The organism is Pseudomonas sp. SWRI77, from assembly GCF_014269105.1.
Taxonomy (GTDB): Bacteria; Pseudomonadota; Gammaproteobacteria; order Pseudomonadales; family Pseudomonadaceae; genus Aquipseudomonas; species Aquipseudomonas capeferrum.
In genome coordinates, this window is record NZ_JABWRV010000007.1 from 141,097 (window position 1) to 163,021 (window position 21,925).

Annotated in this window: 18 protein-coding genes; 5 read left to right on the forward strand and 13 right to left on the reverse strand. The window is 64.3% G+C overall.

Translation table 11 applies throughout. The features are described 5' to 3' along the window. The first annotated feature begins 347 nt into the window (after nt 1–347). From HU766_RS09970 to HU766_RS09980, 3 genes are all read left to right on the forward strand, one after another. The gene (locus HU766_RS09970) at nt 348–1,043 is read left to right on the forward strand and encodes a 3-oxoacid CoA-transferase subunit A (RefSeq protein ID WP_186655939.1); all 696 of its coding nucleotides are present in this window, start codon (nt 348–350) and stop codon (nt 1,041–1,043) included. Between the two features lie 8 nt (nt 1,044–1,051). Continuing rightward, the gene (locus HU766_RS09975; protein WP_033698417.1) at nt 1,052–1,693 is read left to right on the forward strand and encodes a 3-oxoacid CoA-transferase subunit B; all 642 of its coding nucleotides are present in this window, start codon (nt 1,052–1,054) and stop codon (nt 1,691–1,693) included. A gap of 221 nt (nt 1,694–1,914) precedes the next feature. Continuing rightward, the gene (locus HU766_RS09980; protein ID WP_033698419.1) at nt 1,915–2,244 is read left to right on the forward strand and encodes a hypothetical protein; all 330 of its coding nucleotides are present in this window, start codon (nt 1,915–1,917) and stop codon (nt 2,242–2,244) included. A gap of 138 nt (nt 2,245–2,382) precedes the next feature. Here HU766_RS09980 and HU766_RS09985 read toward each other — a convergent pair whose 3' ends face one another. From HU766_RS09985 to HU766_RS10000, 4 genes are all read right to left on the reverse strand, one after another. Next, complete coding sequence (locus HU766_RS09985; RefSeq protein ID WP_186655942.1) at nt 2,383–4,152, reverse strand: alkaline phosphatase family protein; 1,770 nt, start codon at nt 4,150–4,152, stop codon at nt 2,383–2,385. A 5-nt stretch (nt 4,153–4,157) separates the two neighbouring features. After that, nucleotides 4,158–5,282 carry a DUF4062 domain-containing protein gene (locus HU766_RS09990; RefSeq protein WP_186655945.1) on the reverse strand — a complete coding sequence of 375 codons (1,125 nt, stop codon included), beginning with the start codon at nt 5,280–5,282 and terminating at the stop codon, nt 4,158–4,160. Nucleotides 5,283–5,429: 147 nt separating this feature from the next. Beyond that, the gene (locus HU766_RS09995; protein WP_186655956.1) at nt 5,430–6,215 is read right to left on the reverse strand and encodes a fumarylacetoacetate hydrolase family protein; all 786 of its coding nucleotides are present in this window, start codon (nt 6,213–6,215) and stop codon (nt 5,430–5,432) included. 25 nt (nt 6,216–6,240) lie between these two features. Beyond that, nucleotides 6,241–7,095, reverse strand: coding sequence for an NAD(P)-dependent oxidoreductase (locus HU766_RS10000; protein ID WP_238338593.1), 855 nt, complete (start codon nt 7,093–7,095; stop codon nt 6,241–6,243). Here HU766_RS10000 and HU766_RS10005 point away from each other — a divergent pair. Together HU766_RS10005 and HU766_RS10010 are read left to right on the forward strand one after the other, a co-directional pair. Continuing rightward, the gene (locus HU766_RS10005) at nt 7,094–7,246 is read left to right on the forward strand and encodes a hypothetical protein (RefSeq protein ID WP_186656125.1); all 153 of its coding nucleotides are present in this window, start codon (nt 7,094–7,096) and stop codon (nt 7,244–7,246) included. The genes HU766_RS10000 and HU766_RS10005 overlap by 2 nt on opposite strands. Beyond that, nucleotides 7,243–8,133, forward strand: coding sequence for a LysR family transcriptional regulator (locus tag HU766_RS10010; RefSeq protein WP_186655959.1), 891 nt, complete (start codon nt 7,243–7,245; stop codon nt 8,131–8,133). The genes HU766_RS10005 and HU766_RS10010 overlap by 4 nt, the downstream gene beginning before the upstream one ends. Before the next feature lie 66 nt (nt 8,134–8,199). Here the strand turns inward: HU766_RS10010 and bcsC are convergent, their stop codons facing one another. From bcsC to HU766_RS10055, 9 genes are read right to left on the reverse strand one after another with little or no spacing between them, the layout of a single operon-like run. Beyond that, entirely contained in the window at nt 8,200–11,718 is a 3,519-nt protein-coding gene (gene bcsC, locus HU766_RS10015; RefSeq protein WP_186655962.1) for a cellulose synthase complex outer membrane protein BcsC, read from the reverse strand. Then, the gene (gene bcsZ / locus HU766_RS10020) at nt 11,706–12,821 is read right to left on the reverse strand and encodes a cellulose synthase complex periplasmic endoglucanase BcsZ (RefSeq protein WP_186655965.1); all 1,116 of its coding nucleotides are present in this window, start codon (nt 12,819–12,821) and stop codon (nt 11,706–11,708) included. The genes bcsC and bcsZ overlap by 13 nt, the downstream gene beginning before the upstream one ends. After that, nucleotides 12,821–15,103 carry a cellulose biosynthesis cyclic di-GMP-binding regulatory protein BcsB gene (bcsB, locus tag HU766_RS10025; protein ID WP_186655968.1) on the reverse strand — a complete coding sequence of 761 codons (2,283 nt, stop codon included), beginning with the start codon at nt 15,101–15,103 and terminating at the stop codon, nt 12,821–12,823. Before bcsB ends, bcsZ begins: the two co-directional genes overlap by 1 nt. Beyond that, complete coding sequence (bcsA, locus tag HU766_RS10030) at nt 15,100–17,709, reverse strand: UDP-forming cellulose synthase catalytic subunit (protein ID WP_162525058.1); 2,610 nt, start codon at nt 17,707–17,709, stop codon at nt 15,100–15,102. Before bcsA ends, bcsB begins: the two co-directional genes overlap by 4 nt. Continuing rightward, nucleotides 17,706–18,413, reverse strand: coding sequence for a cellulose biosynthesis protein BcsQ (gene bcsQ, locus HU766_RS10035; RefSeq protein WP_033698435.1), 708 nt, complete (start codon nt 18,411–18,413; stop codon nt 17,706–17,708). The genes bcsA and bcsQ overlap by 4 nt, the downstream gene beginning before the upstream one ends. Beyond that, nucleotides 18,410–18,628 carry a cellulose biosynthesis protein BcsR gene (bcsR, locus tag HU766_RS10040; protein ID WP_033698437.1) on the reverse strand — a complete coding sequence of 73 codons (219 nt, stop codon included), beginning with the start codon at nt 18,626–18,628 and terminating at the stop codon, nt 18,410–18,412. Before bcsR ends, bcsQ begins: the two co-directional genes overlap by 4 nt. After that, the gene (bcsG, locus tag HU766_RS10045; protein ID WP_186655985.1) at nt 18,625–20,244 is read right to left on the reverse strand and encodes a cellulose biosynthesis protein BcsG; all 1,620 of its coding nucleotides are present in this window, start codon (nt 20,242–20,244) and stop codon (nt 18,625–18,627) included. The genes bcsR and bcsG overlap by 4 nt, the downstream gene beginning before the upstream one ends. Further along, entirely contained in the window at nt 20,237–20,422 is a 186-nt protein-coding gene (gene bcsF / locus HU766_RS10050) for a cellulose biosynthesis protein BcsF (RefSeq protein WP_186655988.1), read from the reverse strand. Before bcsF ends, bcsG begins: the two co-directional genes overlap by 8 nt. Then, complete coding sequence (locus tag HU766_RS10055) at nt 20,419–21,909, reverse strand: BcsE family c-di-GMP-binding protein (RefSeq protein ID WP_186655991.1); 1,491 nt, start codon at nt 21,907–21,909, stop codon at nt 20,419–20,421. Before HU766_RS10055 ends, bcsF begins: the two co-directional genes overlap by 4 nt. Between the last annotated feature and the right edge of the window lie 16 nt (nt 21,910–21,925).

Consider the following 21,925-nt stretch of genomic DNA (forward strand, 5'->3'; position numbering starts at 1 on the left):
CTCTGCCCCGACGCTCTTGCGCGCGGAAAAGCGCATCGCCTACCAGTTCCTCGATGGCAGCGTAGCCACCAAAGAACGGGAGCGCCGAGTGAATGCCTTCCAAGCGGGTTCAGGTGAGATCTTCCTCTTCAGCCTGAAGGCCGGCGGCAGTGCCTGAACTCTACTCACACATCGCACAACAGTTCGATAATCGCACAAAATCCGCTTAGCTCCCTCTACTTGTGCACGATCTTGCGGCACGCTAGTACGCAGTCACCCAACAATTCCTAGGTGCTGATTGGCCCACCGCTTCGCCACGCGAAGACAAGGTCGATAACCCACACTCCAGGAAAAACCAGGAGCTCGCTTTGATCAATAAAACGTTTGAGTCCATCGCCAGCGCGGTGGAAGGCATCACCGACGGTTCGACCATCATGGTCGGTGGTTTTGGCACTGCCGGCATGCCGTCTGAACTGATTGATGCCCTGATCGCCACCGGTACCCGCGACCTCACCATCATCAGCAACAATGCCGGCAACGGTGAGGTCGGGCTTGCCGCGCTGCTCAAGGCGGGCAGCGTACGCAAGGTGGTCTGCTCGTTCCCGCGCCAGTCCGACTCCTACGTGTTCGATGAACTGTACCGGGCCGGCAAGATCGAGCTGGAAGTGGTACCGCAAGGCAACCTGGCCGAGCGTATCCGTGCTGCGGGCTCGGGCATCGGTGCGTTCTTCTCGCCGACCGGCTACGGCACCCTGCTGGCCGAAGGCAAGGAAACCCGTGAAATCGACGGCCGCCAGTACGTTCTGGAGATGCCGCTGCACGCCGACTTCGCGCTGATCAAGGCGCACAAGGGCGACCGTTGGGGCAACCTGATCTACCGCAAGGCCGCCCGCAACTTCGGCCCGATCATGGCCATGGCCGCCAAGACCGCCATCGCCCAAGTTGACCAGATCGTCGAACTCGGTGAACTGGACCCGGAACACATCATCACCCCGGGTATCTTCGTCCAGCGCGTGGTCGCCGTCTCCGGCGCTGCCGCTTCTTCGATCGCCAACGCTGTCTGAGGCCTGCCATGACCATCACCCGAAAACTCTCCCGTACCGAGATGGCCCAGCGCGTGGCCGCAGACATTCAGGAAGGCGCCTATGTAAACCTGGGCATCGGCGCACCGACCCTGGTGGCCAATTACCTGGGCGACAAGGAAGTATTCCTGCACAGCGAAAACGGCCTGCTGGGCATGGGCCCAAGCCCTGCGCCGGGAGAAGAAGACGATGACCTGATCAACGCCGGCAAGCAGCACGTGACCCTGCTCACCGGCGGTGCCTTCTTCCATCACGCCGACTCCTTCTCGATGATGCGTGGCGGCCACCTGGACATCGCCGTACTGGGCGCCTTCCAAGTGTCGGTCAAGGGCGACCTGGCCAACTGGCACACCGGCGCCGAAGGTTCGATCCCAGCTGTAGGCGGTGCGATGGACCTCGCCACGGGCGCCCGCCAAGTGTTCGTGATGATGGACCACCTGACCAAGTCCGGCGAAAGCAAGCTCGTGCCCGAGTGCACCTACCCGCTGACCGGTATCGGTTGCGTAAGCCGCATCTACACCGACCTGGCCGTGCTGGAGGTGACGTCAGATGGGCTGCAGGTGATAGAGATCTGCGCCGACATCGACTTCGACGAGTTGCAGAAGCTCAGCGGCGTGCCGCTGTTCAGGTAATCCACCCTGCCCGTATGACGCCTGGAATCCCCGGGCGCCTCTACTTGGCCAAGCTGGGCCACGTGCGCGTTGGTGAGAGGCGTTGATGACATTTCGTGATACCTCGGCGTCACTCAGGTAAGCTCTGCCCCCTGTAAGGCAGCGCATGGCGGGTCTTGATTGAATCAACGGCCGCCATGGGTTGACCCGCCGACATCACCACCAACCGATAAGGAAATCTCATGCGTAAACTCAAATTCGTGCTCATGGCGTTGCCGTTCTGCGTACTGGCCGGCTGCGGCGGCGACGCGTTGGAAGGCACTTACGAACAAACCACCACCGTGATGGGCTTCCAGGGTCCCAAGCAGACGGTAGAGTTCTCGAGCGACTACATCATCGCCAACGGCAACAAGGTCAAGGTTGACGAGTGGGAGCGCAAAGATGATGTGGTCACTGCTCGCAACAAGGACGGGGTAGCCCTGATCAACGTTCGCGTACTGGATGGCGGCAAGCGCCTGGAAGCCGTTGGTGGCAGTGACATGGCCAAGAACGTGTTCGTGCGGGTAGATTGATCTGGCGGGGCGGGCGTTCGCCTGCCCCCAAACACCGACCTTGGTCTGATCAGGGTAAAGCCGAGTGAGCCAATCTGATGCTCGCAATGGCGCAGGATGCCTATCGGCTGCACTGAGGCCAGGATTTGTTGGCACGCTCTACTTCTGAGCCGGATGCACCGCCTGCAAGTGGTTGGAAAACCCTGCCTCCGTTTCACAGCGCCAGGTCGCCCACAGCTTGCTACCGGCCTCACTGCCCATGTCCAACTCGAACGCCAACCAGTTCCGGGATGGCATCACATAGCGATTGAACCCTGGGAACAGCATCATCTCGACACAGTGCTGCACATCGATGGACTGGACCTTGCTCGCGGTATGGTTCAGCAACTGCAGAAACAGCCGTTCGGCCACGCCGATCAACGAAGGATGCACCACACCCGACGAGGTGAATTGCTGAATCTGCGCCCAGTTCGAGGTCGGCGGGATGTCTCGGCGATAACAGCTGCCCCACGCCGCGACGTGCACGTCCCCAGAAGCGATGGATACCCGCAGCAGCCTCTGCTCGGCAATCCGGGTCAGCGATTCCAGCAGGCGCTTGCGCTCGCCCTCGTGATCGCCGTGCGACCAATGGTCCTTGAGGTCGTCAGCATTGCTGTCGAGCACATGGTCCTGGCCGAAGGTATCGAGTAACCCTTCAGCCAGCGACAGTTTGGGGTGCGCGACTGGCACCGAGGACATGAAGATCAGGTGCTGGCATTTGCTCCCCGGATGAGCAGGCTCACCGTCACGCAGTGTGCCGAGCCAAGCCTGCATGGCAGCCCACGTCGCGGCCCCCATCACCTGGGTGCGTGAACGCTCGGTGCGCAAATCAGCCACGAACAGTGATACCGGCCCTATGTGAAAGCCGAAACTGAAGCCCGGTTGGCCATCCAGAAGTGGCAAGGCCAAACGGTCCCCTTTCAGCCGTGTGCCCCATGCTATCGGCTCGTACTGAGGGTCCTGCTGGGAAACATTTGCACGCTTCAGCCCTTGCAGCGGCGGCAAGTCATCCAGGGCATGCTGCAACTGAAACACCCAGAACGCCTTGCGCGCGTGGCGCATCATCACCTGGAACAACTCACAGTGTTGCATGGCGGGGCTGTAAGACCCCCAGCCGTCGAAGATGTCGTGGTCGTCCCACATCATCACCGTGGGGATTCTCGCCATCGCATCAGCGGCATCCAGGTTCGGCTTGGCCTGGCCCCAGTCACGCCGAGTATCCGGCAGCCAACGCTTGGCATAGAGCCCGAAATAGTAAGATTCGATCTCCCTCTCCAGCGTCACGCCTACCTTGAATGCCAACTGCTCCTTGCGCGACAGCCCGACCCATTTCTTGAGCGCTGTTATATCTTCCCAGATCGAATCGAAGTAAATCTGGTCGCCCCCCATCAACAGCAATTGAAAGCGCTTCAAGCCCTTGTCATGGATACGGGCTTCGTGCCAAAGCTGCTCCTTGTCCAGCACGTAACCTGCATCGCGCAGCGTACTGTCATGGTTACTGATCAGGTCAGCCCAGACGGCGTTTTCAGGGCGCACCAACTTGCGCATGCCACTTGGGTCGGAGAAGCCATTGCAAGAGACGTAGGCCATTCTCGGCGCATAGTCTCGGCCGGGCACGGAGAACTGCCATTGCGGCCCGCCCTGCGCTGCACCAAATTGCACCGTTCGCTCCTGGGCCTGTTGCTCGCAGCTCAGGTCATAGCGAAGGATGGTTTCCTTGCCATGCTCCAGCAACACCTTCGGCGCAGCGCATGCCCGCCCTTCAATAACCAGCGCGGGGAATGCAGAACCCTGTGCAACCCCGACCAACGCAGTCACTTGCCACTGCCCGGTTTCACTGACGCCGCGAAAAGACAACACCGGCCCTACGGTAAAGCGTGCTTTGGACATCCCTGTTATCTCCCCTCAAGCTCGGCAGCAATAACGCTGACAATTCTGGCGCGCGAAACGGCTCTCTTGGCCAGCCTCTGCGCTTCACCGGTCTGGTCCAGCCATTCTCTGAAGCGCTGCAGCGCATGGCGCGTTTGCGACGCATCGCGGCAGTTGGCCAGGAAGGCAAACTGTACCTTCTGTACATCATCGGCGACAAACACACCGAAGGGTCCGCTGACCACGGTTGCATCAGCAAAGCCCAGCAACGCCGTGGCCTGATGCTCTGTAGCCCCCCGATGGCAGGCAATCAGGTGCAACGGCCCATGCCCGCCTTGCAATAAATGAGCATGCTCATGGTCACGTAGAAAGGGTTTACCCACCAACTCACGCGCAGCGGCAACGGTGAACGCAGCCGGGATTGCATGGACAAACACAGCGATATTCACGTCGGCCATTGGAACAATGGCATACGCATCGCCCACAGGGGCTTCGCCACCCGTAAGCGCCTGCAGCAACACCGTTTCCATCGCGCGTTTGCGCTGACGAAAGTCCATCCGTGTCCAATCGAGCGCCTGGCCCATGTCGAAGCGGCTCGAAGCGGCAGCGGTTACCCCACGCTGGGTCAGAACCACCACCGCGTCGAGCAGCGCTTCCTGAACGCGGTCGCGCAACTGCTCGACAGTAGAGACCATTCCCCCCCTGAACGGGGTCTGTTGCGCGATAAACGCCTGGAAGCGCTGATTACGTGCTGCCTCAGCTTCCCGGCTATCACCGATCGGAATATTCGGCATGGCGATGAAGCGCACCTTCCCGCGCGTGGTGGCAAGCCCTTCCATATACTCCGCATGGCAGATGCCGATGTCACCGTCACCACTGGCCCAGCCGGCATTGCCATTGGACAGCACCAACAGCACATCGCAATCGCGCACGGCTTGTAAACAAGCGTCCCAACTGTCCTGCATGCCATCGGCTGGGGGGGCATCTTCGTTGATCCAGACTTCGAACAGTTGTTTGCCGAACAGCGTCGTGCCTTCTATCTCACGCTTGAGCTGCGCGCGGATACTGCTGAGGGTTTGATCGCTGCCAGCGGGAAAACGGTCGTTGCAGCGACTGGACAGCATGACGCTGATTTTCTTTGACTGGGCCATCCTTGCTCCTGCCCCACGTGCGAGGCCTCAACAGTCTTTGATCGATAACAGGTTTTCGCCCCAAGCATAGATCAGGCGAAGGCCGTGTCTAAAAGCATCGAAGGGTATTCCTATCGGCAATCAGTGAAGCCTCATGCAGTTTGGCCGCTAAACACTGAACAGCAGTTCCTTGTCAAAGTACTTCACCGCGACATGATGGCCAGTGCCAACCAGGTCGAACGGTTCGCACATGGCGCCTGTCGAGACGATATCGCCCGCACGCAGAACCTGCCCGCGCTCAGCCGCATGGGCATACAACGCTGCCAGCGAATGCATCGGGTCTGTCGCGGCATCGCCGAACAAACCACGCGCCCGTGGCACGCCATCCAGATGCACGACCGCGGTCGCGGCAAGTTCAGTCAGCAATCTATCGTCGATGCCACTGCAAATGTGCTCCCCGATGACCAGCGCTTCAAAACCGACGTTGTCGGCCACAAAGCTCGGCCAGCCGACACTTTTGCGATCAACAAAGCGTGAGCGGACGACCTCGAAGGTTACGCAGGTGGCACGGATATCGTCAGCTGTCGGTGCGCGCCCCGGTTCAGGATGTACATCGCGGTCAAGCACGAACGCAACTTCACATTCGACAGTGACCGGCGTCAGCGCCGGCAACGGTACCCTGACCCCGCTTGGGTGGCAGCGCGCAGCATCGAGTTGCCCAACCAGCGGCCGTGTCAGCTTGCCGGCGTGCATGGCCGCTGGGCTGCCGACCCCAAGTTTCCAACCGACACGTTGGCCACCCGCCGTACTGAACAGCCGATCCTGAGCGTCGTATCCCTGGTCGAGGGTCTCGGGTTTCAGGTGCGCGGGCAAACACTGCAGAAGGTCGCCGCTGCGCCATGCGCGCAACAGGGCATCGGCGGTTGGCTGGGGCGTGAACGTCGAAGGAGTCATCAAGGCCTCTGGCTGAGTGGGCGGGTCAATGGGTTGCAGGTGGGGTACGGAATTGCACATCGAGCAGCGCCTCGAATACTTTGATCATGGCGCCTTTGTCCTGGCTGCCATGGCCTTGCAGCAGTGCCGTCTGGTAGGTCGCGGTGGCAGCCGCCAACACCGGTAGTGGCAGGCCCATCTCGGCGCTCAGCTGTGCACCGTGACGCATGTCCTTGTAGGCATCCTGCAGCGGGTAGCTGCTGGTGAAGCTGCCGGCCAGAATATGCGGCAGAAAGTATTCCGAAGCGTGGCTGCGCCCGGTTCCAGTGTTGACCACGCGGCTGACCTGCTGGGCATCCAGGCCCAGCTTGCAGGCCATGGGCAGGATTTCGGCAAGTGCTGCGATGTTGATGTTGTAGAGCAACTGGTTGATCAGCTTGGCCAATTGGCCGCTGCCCACCGGGCCCATATGAAGGATGGTCGATGCCATGGTCTGCAGGTAAGGACGCATCTGTTCAACGACCTCGGCCTGGCCACCACACATGGCGGTAAGCGTGCCGTCGCCAGCGCGCTGGGCCATACCCGAGACAGGGGCGTCCATGAAACGCACGCCCAGCGAGGCGAGGCGGCGCGCGATGTCGAGGGTCTGGGCATACCCGAGGGTACTGGTATCGACCACCGTACTGCCAGGGCGCATCCATTGCGCCAGGCCCTGGGCAGAAAACAGCACCTGCTCGACAACCTGGTCATCGGGCAAACAGAGAAACACCGTGTCGCAAGCGGCCAAGGCCTTACGCTCATCGGTCGGCTGCGCGCCCAGACGCTCAAGCGCCGCATACGCCTGACCGCTGGCAGAACTCACCAGCAAGCCCGGGTAAGCGCTGAGCAGGTGGGTTGCCATGGGCAGCCCCATTGTTCCCAAACCGATAAAAGCGATGGTCATCATGCGGCCCCTGGTGGTTGAGCAGCACATCCTAGACAGGCTTGTTCATAATGAAAAATATATTGTTATGATGCTCGCGATCACATTTTGTTATGGAGCGGTGGCATGAACCTGAAAGCGCTACGCTGCTGCGTCGAGGTCAATCGCCAGGGCAGTTTTACCAAGGCTGCGAAAAGCCTGCACATCGCTCAACCGGCATTGAGCATGGCGATTACCCGCCTGGAGGAAGAGCTGGGCATGATGCTGTTCAACCGCGCTGGCCGCCGTGTAGTGCCGACCGCAGAAGGCGAACGCTTCCTCGCCCGCATCGATTCGGTGCTGCGAGAACTCGACACGGCTCGCCAAGAACTGCGCGACATGGGGGACCTGCAAAGCGGCGAGGTGCGCCTGGGTATCCCGCCGATGTTCGGCCTCTATTATCTGCCTAGGCTGCTGAGTAGTTTTCGCAAGGCTTACCCAGGCGTTGTCATGACCGTGCTGGAAGGCAGCGCCGACGACATCAGCCAGCGCCTGGAGCGGCGTGAAATCGATGTGGCGCTGCTCGAGTCGCGGCGCGTCATCCCGTCCTGGGAGTCAGTACTGCTGGGCAAGGATGAAATGGTGCTGTGCATGCACGCGGACCATCCCCTGGCCACCCTGCCCCATCTTGAACCTGGCGATCTGCAGGACGTCGAGATGGCCGTATTCGACAGCACATTCCTGCAACGGCACATGCTCGACGCATTCGTCGCCACGCAGGGCGTGCGGTACCGGACTGCACTGCAGAGCAACTTCGTTTCGCTGGTGATCCAGGCAGCACAAGACAACGTCGGTATTGCCACCCTGCTGCGTTCGGTGCAGCAATGCACACCAGGGCTAGTCGGCATTCCCTTCGAACCCGCGCAGCACATGGACTTTCGATTGTGCTGGCGACGCGGTGAATACTTGGCCCTGGCAAGCCAGCGCTTCATTGCATTCGTCCGCGAAGACCGCACACTGGAACGCACGGCTGAGTAGCGCATCCCTGGTGTACGGTCGCCCTAGTGTGGTGTTTCCGAAACACCACACTAGGGGCAGCGTGCCTCAACGCCACTCGCTGTACGGCTCAAGCGGCGCCACCGGCAGCGCCAGGTTGCCCCGCCACGGCTCGAACAGGTAGCGCAGGTACAGCATGCCATGGCTCGGAGCATAGTCATCGCTGTGCTGCCAATCGAACCCGCCCCCCAGCACCCAGTGGTCGCTCAGGCGGCGTTCGAACAGGCCGCGCAGGCGGTAGCCCAGGCCGCTGCTGTCGCTGGCGTCGTTCATGGCATCGATGTTCGAGCGCACGTCATACTGCGCCAGTACCTTGTGGTTGATGTGCGCGTCCGGGTACAGGCGGCTGCGGCCGCTGTGGGCCTGGGACCAACCGACCGAACCTTCCAGCAGCAACGACCAGTCGTAGTTGCGCCAGGCGTAACTGACCGGCACGCCCACCGACGTGTAGCGTTGCGGGCTGTAATAGCCGCCCTGCCCCAGGCTGTAGCCGCCCAGGTCCTTGTCGTGACGCCAGTGCATCAGCGTCAGGCCAACGCGTACGCGCTCGTCGGCTTTCTCCACCAGGCGGTGGTAGTAGCCGGCCATGGCGCGAGTGCGCTGGTTGTCGGTGACGTTTTCGCCATACAGCCAGTGGTGCCCCAGGCTGGCCCAGACGCCGTTATCGCCCCCTTGGTCCCAGCTCAGGCCAAGCGTGCCGCCATTGGCCGTGACCCCGCCCCAGCGCACGCCGGTTGCCGGGTCACGTGCCCCGGCGAACGACAGCAGCGAGTTGCTCATTGGCCGCCGCGAAGCGGTCAGTGACCAGCCGACCTGGCCCAGGTCGCCGTTGACCGTTGCCCCACCCAGCCAGTTGTTGACTGCGTAGCCCTGGGTGGTGCCCAGGTCGAAGGCCCAGCGGCTGCCCTGCCAACCCAGCGCCAGCACACTGCCGTTGGCTGTCTGCGAGCCGCCCGTACACGCGGGCAGCGATTTTCCGTCAGCCGTCTGGCCAACAAACTGGCAGCTGCCGAAGTCGGGGGTGTAACGCCCCTGATCGTTCTGCTCGAACGAGCCCGCATCCATGCCGATACGTTCTACCCGCGCAAAGGCGGTGCCGTCCTGCCAGGGGGTATCGACATGCAACAAGGTCGACTGGGTGCTCAGCTCGGACGTGCCCGGCGTACCGTCATCCTCGCGCCAGCCGTAGTCATGCATCAGGGTCACGTGGGTATTGCGCTGGCGATACAGGGCATCGACGTCGCTGCGCAAGCTGCGCGCCAGCCAGTCATCGGCGCCCTGCTCGCGGCTGGCCAGTGTCAGCGCGCGGTCGTCGCGTGGCGACACGGCGGCGCGGTCGAGCAACTGCGCATCGGCCATGGCCGCCGCATAGAGGTCCAGCGCCCGTTGCGGGTCATCCTGCGCCACCAAGCGGGCGGCGTCGCGCCGCAGCAATGGATCGGGGCGCGCCTGCTGCGCGGCAATCCGGTCGAGCAGCCTCGCCGCTTGCTCGTGCTCGCCCAAGGCGACCCAGACCGCCGCCAAACGCCGTTGGGCGTTGCTGTCATCAGCGGCAAATTGTGGCACCTGCACGCCCAGCATGTGCCGGGCCTGCGCCAGGTTGCCTTCGGCCACGGCGCTTTCCATCACCCCAAGCCGCGCATCAGCACGCCCAGGCTGCACGGCAAGTACACGCTGGTAATAACCACGCGCTTTGCCAGGTTCACCGCGCGCTGCTGCCCAGTCGCCCAACAGCATCACGTCATCCGGGCTACCTTCACCACGCGCCAGACTGGCTTCCAGCAAAGCTGTTGCCTCGGCACCACGGCCTTGTGCCTGCAGCTGTTGCGCTGAGGCCAGGGTCATGCGCCGTTGAATACGCTGCTGCAGCGCGTGCATGTCCGGGGTCCAGGTCGCCTGCGGTACCGCGCCCAGGCTGTCCAGAGCCAAGGCATCACGGTCGCTGGACTCCAGGAACAGACCGTGGGCATAGCGGGTTGCCGGGTCGAGTGGCTGGTGCTGCACCAGCCTGGCGAATGCTGCGTCGGCCTCGGCGGTGCGCCCCTGGTGACGCAAGCTGTTGGCCAGCTGATAAACCAGCCAAGGCTCATCGGGGGCCAAGGCAGTTGCCTGGCCCAGCGCCTGGCTGGCCGCCTGCCAGTCTTCGCGCTGCAGGGCTTCATCACCCTGTTGGCGCAGGCGCGCCAGTTCCAGGCTGCGGCGCAGGCTGGCGAACTGCGCTTGCTGGCGTGGCGGCAGGCTGTCCAGGTATGCCTGCGCCTTGTCTGGCGACTGCGCCTGGTACACACGCATCAGGCCACGCACAGCGCTTTCGTTATCCGGCGCCATGCGCCGCACCTGCAGGAATTGGCGCTCGGCAGCTGCCGCATCGCCCTCTGCCAGCGCGACATCCGCCAGGCCCAGCAAGGCGTATTCATCCTTGGGACGCTGCTGGCGTGCCTGCAGGTAAAGGGCGCGCGCGCCTCGCAGGTCGTTTGCCTGCAATGCCCGCTCAGCTTTGTTGAGCAGCGCCCAATACTGGCTGGACGACTCCAGGTCTTTCCATTGGCTGATCCAGTAGGTGTCCTGCTCCTTGACGCTGGCCGCCCGGAACGCAGCGTTGGCGTCTTGGTAGCGGCTCTGGCGCATCAGCGCATAACCCAGGGCACCGTACAGGCTGGCATCGTCCGGATATTGGCGCAGCGCCCGGCGCAGTTGTGCTTCAGCTTCGGCGTTACGGCCCTTGTCGAGCAACGCCTTGCCCTGCTGGCCAGCCTGCCAGGACGGGTCGGCCAGCAGTTTGCGCTGCTGTTGCAGGTTATCGCTGGCCTGGGCCAGCAGCGGCGAGGCTGGGTAGCGTTGCAGGAAAGCTTGCCAGGCCGCCGCACTGGCGGTGCTCACCGCCTGCCCGGACAGGTAGTCGAACTCGCGCTGGGCAGCGGCATCGCGTGCGCCAGGGTCTCGCGACAGTTGATCGAGCAGCGCCAGCGCTTCGCGGTCGCGGTTTTCAGCGAACAGCCAACCGGCCAGGGTCTGGCGCAGCCCGGCGCTGCCGGGGTACTGCCGGTCCAGTTGCTGCAACTGGCGGATGGCTTCAGGGCGTTGGCCTGGCAGGTTGCCGCGCACGCGCCAGTAGTCAAGGGCCAGCTCAAGGCTGGGCGGTTCACCCGCAAACAAGTGCTCATACGCCGCCAGCGCTTCTTCATTGCGCCCGGTAACGGCCAACAGGCGTGCCTGCTGCAAGCGTCGCACGGCCTCTGGCTGCTGCAGCGCAAGCAGGCGCGTGGCCTGGCGTGCCTGCAGGCTGCCAGGCGCCAGGGCAGTGATCCGGGCCTGCAACTGCTGGGCCTCGGTGGTGTTCTTGTCACGCAACGCCAGGCTCAGGGCTGCCAGCAGCACGTCCGGGTTGCGCGGCTCCAGCAATTGCAGGCGGCCCAGTGCATCGCGCACCAGATCGTCACGGTGCAATGCCTCGCCCCGACGCACCTGGTCCAGCAGCCATTGGCGCTGTTCAGCGGCATCCTTGGGTTGCGCTACGGCCTGGCACGCCAGCGTCGCCAGCATCACCACACCAATCATTCGCTGCATGGCGCGCTCCAGGCCGGCAACAAGCGGCCGTGCGGGTCAAAACGGTAACGGGCTTCATCCCAGCCCTGGCCGAACAGCGCCAGCACCTGGCCGTAATAGGCCTTGGCCTCGACTGGCTGCTCGTGCAGGCGCTGACGCTGGGCGGCAAGGCTGGCAACGTGCGCTGGCGACGCGGCCAGCAATGGCAGCAATGCTGCAGAGAACCCCGCCGGGCCATGGCCGCTGGTGTTACCGCTGTGCGCATCAGCGCGTTCTGGCGGTAGCCCTTGGTGTGCGGTCACTGCCGCCATCGGGGCATAATGAGCCAGCAGTTCGGCACGTTGCGCTGCGCCCTCGGCCAGCATGCCGACCCACAGGTACACGCGAATGGCGTCGTAGTCGCCGCCGTTGCCATGCTGCGGGTCCGCAGCCAGCTCACCGGCCGGCGTCCACAGCAGCCAGTCCGGGGCGAAGCCCTTTGGCGACGAAGCCAGCCACAGACGCCGCGTGTTGGCGGCAAGTTCGCCCCACAGCGGGTCCACCAGGCTGAAGCGGTCCAACACCTGCAGCGGCAGGTAGCTTGGGTTCAAGCGGGTGCCGTTGGCATCCTCGAAGCCGTAGTCACCAGGCAGCAGCATCACCCCCAGGCCGGGCAGCTTGCGCACGGTCTGGGCGGCGATGCGCCATAGCATGTGCTGCCCCAGTTGCGTATAGGCAGGCATCTCCCAAAGCCGCCCCGCCTCCAGCAGGCTGTAGGCAATCCACAGGTCGGCGTCGCTGGCGTTGTTGGCATCCAGCACCTGCCACTGGTTCTGGCCCTTGCGCCCCCACAACCAGGCTGGCAGGTGCCGCGCCAGGTCGCCCTCGGCGAGGTTGTTGCCGGTCCAGCCCAGCACCTGCGCGAACGCCTTCCGGTCATTGCCCACCAGGGCGAAGAACAGCGCATAGCTCTGCCCTTCCGAGGTGGTGATCAGGCGCTCATCGCTCGGGTCGATGACCCGCCCGTCCACGCTCACCAGCTCGGCCTTGAAGCGCTCCCAGGCCGGCCACGGGCAGGCGGGTGCGGCATTGGCGAAAACGGGCAAGCCCAAGGCGACCAGCCCTACCAGCAACGGACGCACCATCACCCGCGCTCGCCCAAGCGACGACGGCCTGCCCAGCGTAAAGCCCGCCACAGCAAGAAGGCAAACAGCACCACGCAAAGGGCCGCGATCGCCGCCAGCAACACTGGGTGCTCGGACAAGTGGAACCACAGCAACATCCACCAGGGCAGCGCACCGACAAAGTAGTGCTCGCCGACGAACTGGCTGGTGACACCACTGCTGCGCACCAGCGTCACCGAACCGGCCACGGCATCGAGTTTGCCCACATCACCCAGCACGTCGCGCAGCAATGCGTAATCGCTGTCGCTGTTGGCCAGCAGGGCGACGACGCTGCGCTGCTCGTGGAACGGCGATTTCAACCCGGTGATGGCCGCGATCGGCGCCTGCGCGCTGACCGCCACACGGCTGCTCGCGGCCACCGGCGCGGTGTCGAAGCGCTGGCTGCCTGGCAACCCTGCGCTACGGCCTTGCAGCAGCCAGTCACGCTGGGCGCTGAGCAGCAGGCCGAGGTTAGGCGCATCGCTCAAGGCCTCGGGCAAGCTGCCAATCAGCAACAAGTCGGCATCGGCGGCCGTTGCCTGCTTCCAGTCATCGACCAGCTTCAGGCCAAGCGCCGGGTAACCGATTTGCCCGGCCAGCCCACCAACCGCATCGAGCAAGGTGCCAACCTGCATCGCCGTGGGCGTTGCCGGCATGATGACCAGGGTTTCGGAAAGGTCGGCCATGCGGCTGAACGGGAAGCCGCTGCGGGCGAAGGCGCGCAGGTCGGGCATGGCGATGTAATGGTGGTAGCCGGACAAGTCGATGGTCGAGTTTTCGTCGATCGCCGCGCGCACATCCACCGGCAGCGACGTCTGGCAATGATCGCGCTGGGCGCTGCCCAGGGTGCTGGCAAAGCTGAAATCGAAACGCAAGCGGTTGCGGTCACCGATCTTCAACGCCGGCACCAGCGATTTCTCGGTCAGTGCGCTGCTGTCACCGGACAACACCGCCAGGCGCACCTGCTCGAGCGTGCCGCCGCGCCGGTCGTTGCCCACCAGCGGCATGCTGGTGATGTACTGGTCATTGACGCTGATGCTCAGGCGCGATTCGTCAGTCACTGCCGGTGCCGTGTAGCGGTACAGCGTGCGCAACGGGATGCCCTGGTTGCGCCAGACGAACAAGTCTGGCGGCAAATTCAGTGACAGCGTCACCGGCCGCGGTTGCAGGCCACTGACTTGCAGCTGCTCGGGGTAGTCGAGCAGTTCGGCGAAGCGCACCGGCCGATCGGTGCGCGTCCAGTTTGGCGCGTCGTAGGGCTTGCGCGGCTGCAGCGCGGTCATCTGCTCGACCTGCACTCGGGCACCACGGAACAGGTTGTTGCCCACCGCCAGCGCCGAAGCGGCCTTGATCAGGTCGTCATCGTTGCGCCCCAGTACCAACAGCACCTTGCTGAAGCGGTCATGCGGATGGTCGATCATCTGCAACACCGGGCCGTCGACCAGCGGAAACTGCTGCAGGTCGGCGAGAAATGCCGGGCGGCGTTCATTGCTGGCAAACACGATGCTCGGCTTGGGGGTTTCGGCACTGGCCGGCAGGCGGTTGTACAGCACCGGGAAGGTTGCCTTGCGCCAGCCGGCCTGGCTGCCGAAGTAAGACGCCAGGATAGCGGCCGCACGCTGCTCACCCAAGCTCGGCACGCCACTGAACACCACCGGCAGCTCGACCTTGCCGGTGTCGCGCGCGTCAAAGAACGGCAGCGGGAAGTACGCCAGGTCGTTGTCCAGCGCCAGTGCCTGCTCGTGCAACTGCACTTGGCTCTTGCGGTTCAGGTTCAGCCACAGGCCGCTGTGCGCCGGGTCTTCGCAGATGTCGGTGTAATGCCCGACAAACTCCAGGCGGACCCGGTTGAAGTCGCTGAGCAGCTTCGGGTCCAGGGGCAGTTGGCGGCGCACGCGCTGGCCAAGTTGCTCCTTCTCAACCGGCACTACCCCCATCAACTCGTCATTGAGGTAGACGCGCAGGTGTGACAGGTTCGGCAACAGCGCGGGCGAAGGCGTGTAGTTCAGCTGCAAGGTGGCGTCGGTGGCGAGGCGGTCGCGACGCAGGCCGAACTCGATGTGTTCGCTATTGCGCACCCCCAGCAGCAGGCTGTCGGACGCATGCCCGAGCTGCTCGAAGGTTTTCGTAACCGGCCAGCTCGGCACCTTGGGTACGACGGGCTCGGCAAGCGGGGCTTCGGAGGCGGCAGCGGCGCTCTGCGACAAGGCGGCAAACAGCGCCATCGCCAGGCTCCAGGTACGCGCGGGATAACCAGTCATCATGCGTCTCGATCAACAGGGTTCATGAAAGGGATAGGCCGCGGCGTGCGGGGCCTGTAGCTGGCCAGCCAATGCACCAGCGCGCGCAGCGGGCGCAACCACGTCCGCAGCCACGGCGGCATGTGCTCGACCAGGCGCAGGTAACCGACAGCGCCCAGCTTCAGCACCTCGACCAGGCTGCGCAGCGGGCGATCGGCCTCGTGTTGCTGGTGCCAGCCAAGCCAGGCATCGGCACGGGCAAAGGTGCAGTGAACCAGGTCGATGCGCTGTTGCTGGCTCAGGTCGTGGAACACCAGGCCCACGTGTTGCCCGACGGTACGGGTGACGCTGGCCTGGAAGGCAAACTCGCGCTGGCCACGGTTGAGCAGCAGGCGTACCTGCGCCCCGGGTTTGAGCGCAAGGCCTTGGTGCAACTGCAGGCCGACGCCGCCATCGGAGTAATCGACCAGGGTGCAGGGGTAGGCGTGACCGCTGGCCAGCACCAGCCCCGCCGGCAAGTGCATCTGCACCCGGTGGGCGCGGCGTACCTGGCGCACCTCGGCGGCCACGGCAACGGCGGCGCCGATGATCAGCAGGTTGTAGACCACCCACAGCGAGCTGACGATCACCGTGCCGACTTCCGCCGTGGGGCCGGTGAACAGCCGCCACACGGCAAAGCCCAGGCCGGCCACGTTGAGTGCCGCAAGCCACAGGTAAGGCTGGGCGATGCGCCAGTCGAACTGCCCCTGCTCCATCAGGCCGCCCTTGGCGGTGACGTTGAAGGTGCCCTTCTTCGGCGCGAACAGCGCGACCGTGGTGGGACGGGCGATGTACCAGGCCAGCACGGTCTCGTAGACCTCGCCCCAGAACGTTTGCCGGTACTTGCCCTGCATGCGCGAGTTGGTCAGGCTGGCGTGGATCATGTGCGGCAATACGTACAGCAGGATCATCAAGGCAGGGGCATAGATGATGTAGGCATGCAGCAACAGGAACGCCAGCGGCGCAGTCAGAAACACCAGCCGCGGCAGGCCGGCCAAGAAGTGCAGCATGGCGTTGGCGTAACACACCCGCTGGAACAGGCTCAGCCCGCGGCCGAAAATCGGGTTGTCGGTACGAAAGATTTGCACCATGCCACGCGCCCAGCGAATACGCTGGCCGATGTGCGCCGACAGGCTCTCGGTGGCCAGGCCCGCCGCCTGGGGGATGCTCAGGTAGGCCGAAGACCAGCCCTGGCGGTGCATGCGCAAGGCGGTGTGGGCATCTTCGGTCACGGTCTCCACGGCAAAGCCGCCAATGCTTTGCAGCGCCGTACGCCGCAGTACCGCGCATGAACCGCAGAAGAATGCCGCATTCCACATGTCGTTACCGTCCTGGATCAGGCCGTAGAACAGCTCGCCTTCATTGGGCCGGCGGCGGAACGAGCCCAGGTTGCGTTCGAACGGGTCTGGCGAGAAGAAGTGGTGCGGCGTCTGCACCAGCGCAAGCTTCGGGTCCTTGAGGAACCAGCCCACCGTCATTTGCAGGAATGAGCGCACCGGCACGTGGTCGCAGTCGAAGATGGCGATCAGCTCGCTGTCGGTCACACCCAGCGCGTGGTTGAGGTTGCCGGCCTTGGCGTGCTTGTTGTCCGGGCGCACGATGTAGCCCACGCCGACCTCGTCGGCGAAGGCGCGGAACGCATCGCGTCGGCCATCGTCGAGAATGTAGATGCGCAAGCACTCGCGTGGCCAGTCCAGGCCCAGGGCGGCCAGCACTGTGGTGCGCACCACCGCCAAGTCTTCGTTGTAGGTGGGGATCATCAGGTCGACCGTCGGCCAGTGCCCGGGGTTGGCCGGCAGGTTCGCTGGCTTGCGCTGCAGCGGCCAGCAGGTCTGGATGTAGCCCAGAATCAGTACGCACCACGAGTAGGTCTCGGCAGCCAGCAGGATCACCCCGCACACCAGGTCCGTGGTGTCGTTCCAGTTCAGTGTCGAGGTATAACGCCACCACAGGTAGCGGCAAGAGATGATGGTCGACAGCACGATCAACATCAGGGTCGGAAAGCGGCCCGGCATGTGCCGCACCAGCATGGCGATACCCAGAAGCAGGCAGATGAACATCAACTGTGCCAGGTAGCCGAACGGCTCGGTCACGCACAGCAAGGCCAGGCCAAAGGCGCAGAGCGTCAGCACACCATAGAAGGCCCAGCGGGCGAATACGCTCAAGCCACGCAGGCGTGCCGAAGCTGCCTGCTTGAAGGCACTGGCCCGATAGCGCGCGGGCAACTGTTGCAGCCGGTCGATCAACCGGCCACGGTAGTGCTGCACCCTCTGACGCGTGGTGTGCCAGTGGCCGCGCACGGCACGCCAGGCCTTGCTGGCCGGCCCTGGTTGGCGTGGCAGCGGTTGGCGCCGTAGCAGCAGCCACAGGCTCTGGATCAACACCCGCACGGGGTCGCCCAGGCTCGGGCGCTTGCCCGCCAACTGCGGGTACAGGCGCTGACGCTCGGCCAACAGGGCCTGCCAGGCGGGCGACTCCAGGCGCAAGAACAGCACAGCCAGCGCCACACCCAAGGTAAACAGCCAGGCGACCGGCCGCTGCGCGCCGCGTGTGGTGAACCAGGCGTAAGCCGACAGAGGGTTCAGGGTCACGACTGCCGCCTCGTCAGGCAGCGCACTGCCAGGCTCTGCACATCCCGACAGGCCAGACTCTGCGGCGCGTAATGGCCCAGCGGGGCCTTGCACGCCAAGGCCTCGAGAAAGGCCTCGTCGCGGTGCACCACCTGCAGGGGCAAGCGATCACGGAACAGGTCGCGCCACACCATCAGAAGGTCGCTCTGCAAGCGGCTGGCCGGGTCGTAACGGTTGATCAGCAGCAGGTCGTAGCGCTCGATGGGGCGGCGCCCGAGCAGCAGATGGCTGGCCATTTCGGCCTCGGCCACCAGCACCTGCACATCGGTCTCGACGCAGTGGCCCGCAGTCGCGGCCGGTAACTGCGGCACGTCGAACAGCAACCAGTCGAAGTGTTCGGCCAGTTCAACTTGGCGAGCGGCCCAGGTTGCAGCGTCGGCCGCCGGGTGCAGCGCATCGCCAGGTGCATTGCCGAACGGCATCAGGCACAGCCCATCGAGCACCTCGTATACAGCGTCGGTGTACGGCCGCCCTTCCCGCTCGGCAAGCGCCCAGCCCTCGCGCGCCTCCAGCGGCAGGTTGAAATGCAGCCCCAGCAGGTTGTCCGGGCACAGGTCGATCAACAGCACCCGCTCACCCACGCCCTGCAGCGCATAGCCCAGCGCGGCCAGCAAGGCACTGCGCCCCAGGCCACCGCGCACGCCGTGCAACGCCAGGCTGGTCATGGCAACACCGCCTCGCGCTTCGGTGCAGGCATGAGCAGCCCATCCTGGGCACTGGACCGGCAGCTTTCACCCAGCAACGGCCAGCGCTGCAAGGCCTGCTGAACCCCCACCAGCATGGAAATATCCTGATAGTTCAGGTCCGGCATATCCAGGTGCTGGCGCAGTTGGGCAATGTCGTCACTACGGTCGGCAGGGTCAGCGTTGCCAGGCTTCATCGGCTCTCCTCGGGGATAGGCTGCCAGTCAGGCTGGCCTTGCAGGCGCATGTAGGCGCGCCCCTGGTAGTTCAAGACCTGCGCACCGGAGGTTTCCGCGACCTGTTCGGTGGTCGGCAGGTCGTTCAGCAGGCTGGGCACGTCCAATGGCTGCTGCTGGCCAAGGCCGGCGTACACCCGCGATATCAGCTCGGACAACGCCAGGTAGCTGGTGGGCGCCGAGACCCGCAGCGGCTCGCTGCGCGCAGGCTGCCCCATGCCGATGAACTTGAGGCCAACCGGCACATGGGTAATCGACGGGGTGGGGATTTCGCGCATGCCCGACAGCTGCATGCGGTCGCCATGCAGCGCGGCGCCATGTTCCGGGACGATGGCCACGACCACGCGGCGGCCACTGTGCTGCAGTTCGTCGAGGAAGGTGCCCAGCTCGCCGAACAGGCGGTTGGCGCGAGTGGCGTAGTCGGCCACACGGGTGCCGCCGTCGGCGGTGACGATGCGGTTGCCGTCATGCAGGCTGATGCTGTTGTAGAACAGCGACACATGCTCGGCCGGCGTGCCTTTACGCTGGCCCCACCAGCGCCGCAACACGTCCAGGTCGCTGGCAATCGGCGAGCCGTCGAAGCCGACCAGTGCCCGCGGGAAATCGGTGTTGCGCAGGCCAGGTTGCGGCATGTGCTGCTGGGTGATATCGCCGATGAAGTTGTCGAAGCGCCCGCTGTGGTTGAGCAAGGTATTGCTCTGGAAGCCAAGCCTGGCCAGGTTCTGGAACAACAGGCACTGCTCCGGGGCACTCTGGTACAGGCCCGCGTGGGACGACTGCCCACAGCTGGCACGCAGTACGCGGATGGCGGCCGGCCCGCTGTAGGACGTGGCCGAGTTGAACTGATCGAAGACCACGTCCAGGCGCGAGAGCAGCGGGTTGTCACGCAGCCCCACGGCCGACAGGTCATCCCAGGCCAGCGAGCAGATGTTGATCACCAGCAGGTCGAACGGCTGCTCCTCGGCATTCATGGCAGGGAACGCCGTTACGCGTTCACGCTCACTGGCGAAGAACTGCTCAAGCCAGCCGTCGAGCGTGGCGTTGTCGGCAACCGCCGTGGCCTGCGCCTGCGCAGCGGGGCTGGTAGTCACCGTGCCGGGCGCCTGGCCCGCAGTGAACCCCAGTGACGGCAGCCCGCCGACGGCCAGCCAGCCCAGCCCTAACAGGCTCAGGGTACTCAGGCGCAGCCAATGGCGCAGGTACAGATACCCCACCAACAGCAGTGCCAGCGCGCCCATCAGGTTCCAGTTGATGAAACGGCCCAGCAGTTCGAGCAAGTAGTTCCACGAAAAATCGAGTACCCCCGGCTGCGCCAGCAGGCGACTGAACGGCGGCAACCAAGTGTCCTGGTAGAACAACGCGATGCCAATCGGCAGCGCCGCTAGCTGGCGCGCAATGCGCAACCACTTGCCCGGCAACGGGATCAGCAGAAACGCTGCGAACAACAGGTTCGGCAGCGCCTGGAAGTCGAGCATGCCCAGAGCGACCAGCAGGAACTTGGCCAGAAAATAGAGGTTCCACGCTCCCAGACCAGGCCATCGGGCCAGAACCGGGAGCGTGACGGTTGTATTAGTCATTACGGGGTTCCTGGCGTGCAGCGCGGTGGCGTACGCCCAGCGGTTTCAGGTAACGAGGGGAAAGGCGGCGGTGCAACCAGCCGCGCAACACTGCGCGCAGGCGCACCACCAGCAAGGCCAGGCCCAAGGTGACCAACGCAGTGAGGGCGATCACTTGCAGCAATTGCGCGAAGTTCATACTGCGCCCCGCTTGCCCAGGGCGACCCGGCGCGGCGCCAGTGCCGGCCGCGCTTGCGTGGGCAACTGCGCCGCTGCATCGACCCGCGGCGGCTGCGGCGAGCGGTTATCGAGGAAGGCCGGGGCGGCCAGGCTGTCGACGCCGGCAAGCACTTCCTGGCTGATGAACAGCTCTTTCCATGACAACTGGAAGATGTGATCAAGCGCCTGTTCGACGCCTTCGGAACGGCAGGCAAACAGGAACAGGAACAACACCTCCCCGACCACACAAGCGATGTCGCCGTCGCGGCGGAACACCGTACGCGAGCATGCCTGCAGGGGAGTCAGGCCTGGGGCCGGGCGCAGCACCAGCAACTGGTGGACGATTTCGCCGTTACGCACACCGTGCCACATGTTCTGCACTGCTTCGGCGAACGCATCAGGCGCTACCAAGCCGCAGATCGCGAGTGGCCGCAAACGCGTGAGCAAGGCATCGAAGTCGGTCGGCAGGTGTCGGCGCCAGACATAACCCTGGATGCTTTCCACCATGGTCAGGAAGCGTGACAGGCTGGCGCCAAACGGCACGATCTGGGTGGCGCCGCAGGCCAGCAGCAGTTGTTCATCCTGGTAGCGCAAGGTGGGCGCCATTTCGCGCACTACCAGCTTCAAGGCATTGCCACGCAACTGGCGCAAGCGGTGCAGCTGGCGCGCCAGGCTGTCCAGGCGCTGCCCGCCATCCATGGCGAAAATGACCGTGGCGGACACCGCTCGGCTGGCGCGGTCAGCCAGTTCGTCGAGGCTTTCGCAGACCTGCCAGTGCTCGGAGAAGGCAGGCGCCCCTTCAAGGACCGGCCGCTGGGCCAGGCACAACAGCTCATCGCCACCGGTATCGGTGGGCGCCTGCGGCGTACCGGCAACGGCAAACCCCGCGTCAAGGCGCACCAGCTCCATGTCCCGGGTGCCCGCTTTGCCAAGCGGGTTGCTCCAGAAGTGCTGCAGGTAACGGACCCCGCCTTTGCCGCGATACACCTGGGCCAGGCCGTCGACGCCCTGGTTGAACACGCGCAGGCGCTCCACCAGGCCGGCACTCTGGCCACCGCTGATGACCAGCAGCAGCGCCGCCTCGGCCAACAACAGCGGGCGCAGCGCCTCGCACCAGCGCTCGACCTTGCCGTCTGCCCAAGCACCGGCAGGCGCCAGCACGACAAGCACACGGCCAGGAACATCGAGACGGGGCAGATCATCGACCAGGTGCAGGGTGGCGTTAGGGTTGGCTTCATACAGCACCAGCTCGCCCGGGCCCTTTGCGGCATCCAGTGCACTCAGCACATCACCCATGCCTTGCGCATCGGCGATCAGGGCTGCCCGCGTTGGTTCGGGCAACCCCTCCACCACCTGGCGGCAGAGCAAGGTGGCGTCTTCTGCGGTGTCACAGGCCAACCAATACAGTCCTTGTAGATGAAGCTGGCTGCTTTCGGCGCCTAAGCCGGAGATTGCCAACAACGGCATTCCATTCGTCAAAACA

Excerpts from the sequence above, each read along its gene's own strand:
- HU766_RS10005 (WP_186656125.1), top strand. The coding sequence starts at position 7,094 with ATGGGCAGCCCCATTGTTCCCAAACCGATAAAAGCGATGGTCATCATG.
- HU766_RS10000 (WP_238338593.1), bottom strand. The coding sequence starts at position 7,095 with ATGGCAACCCACCTGCTCAGCGCTTACCCGGGCTTGCTGGTGAGTTCT.
- bcsR (WP_033698437.1), bottom strand. The coding sequence starts at position 18,628 with ATGAAGCCTGGCAACGCTGACCCTGCCGACCGTAGTGACGACATTGCC.
- bcsZ (WP_186655965.1), bottom strand. The coding sequence starts at position 12,821 with ATGGTGCGTCCGTTGCTGGTAGGGCTGGTCGCCTTGGGCTTGCCCGTT.
- HU766_RS09980 (WP_033698419.1), top strand. The coding sequence starts at position 1,915 with ATGCGTAAACTCAAATTCGTGCTCATGGCGTTGCCGTTCTGCGTACTG.
- HU766_RS09995 (WP_186655956.1), bottom strand. The coding sequence starts at position 6,215 with ATGACTCCTTCGACGTTCACGCCCCAGCCAACCGCCGATGCCCTGTTG.
- HU766_RS09985 (WP_186655942.1), bottom strand. The coding sequence starts at position 4,152 with ATGTCCAAAGCACGCTTTACCGTAGGGCCGGTGTTGTCTTTTCGCGGC.
- bcsG (WP_186655985.1), bottom strand. The coding sequence starts at position 20,244 with ATGACTAATACAACCGTCACGCTCCCGGTTCTGGCCCGATGGCCTGGT.
- bcsB (WP_186655968.1), bottom strand. The coding sequence starts at position 15,103 with ATGATGACTGGTTATCCCGCGCGTACCTGGAGCCTGGCGATGGCGCTG.
- HU766_RS10055 (WP_186655991.1), bottom strand. The coding sequence starts at position 21,909 with ATGCCGTTGTTGGCAATCTCCGGCTTAGGCGCCGAAAGCAGCCAGCTT.
- HU766_RS09990 (WP_186655945.1), bottom strand. The coding sequence starts at position 5,282 with ATGGCCCAGTCAAAGAAAATCAGCGTCATGCTGTCCAGTCGCTGCAAC.
- bcsF (WP_186655988.1), bottom strand. The coding sequence starts at position 20,422 with ATGAACTTCGCGCAATTGCTGCAAGTGATCGCCCTCACTGCGTTGGTC.
- bcsC (WP_186655962.1), bottom strand. The coding sequence starts at position 11,718 with ATGCAGCGAATGATTGGTGTGGTGATGCTGGCGACGCTGGCGTGCCAG.
- HU766_RS10010 (WP_186655959.1), top strand. The coding sequence starts at position 7,243 with ATGAACCTGAAAGCGCTACGCTGCTGCGTCGAGGTCAATCGCCAGGGC.
- HU766_RS09975 (WP_033698417.1), top strand. The coding sequence starts at position 1,052 with ATGACCATCACCCGAAAACTCTCCCGTACCGAGATGGCCCAGCGCGTG.
- bcsQ (WP_033698435.1), bottom strand. The coding sequence starts at position 18,413 with ATGACCAGCCTGGCGTTGCACGGCGTGCGCGGTGGCCTGGGGCGCAGT.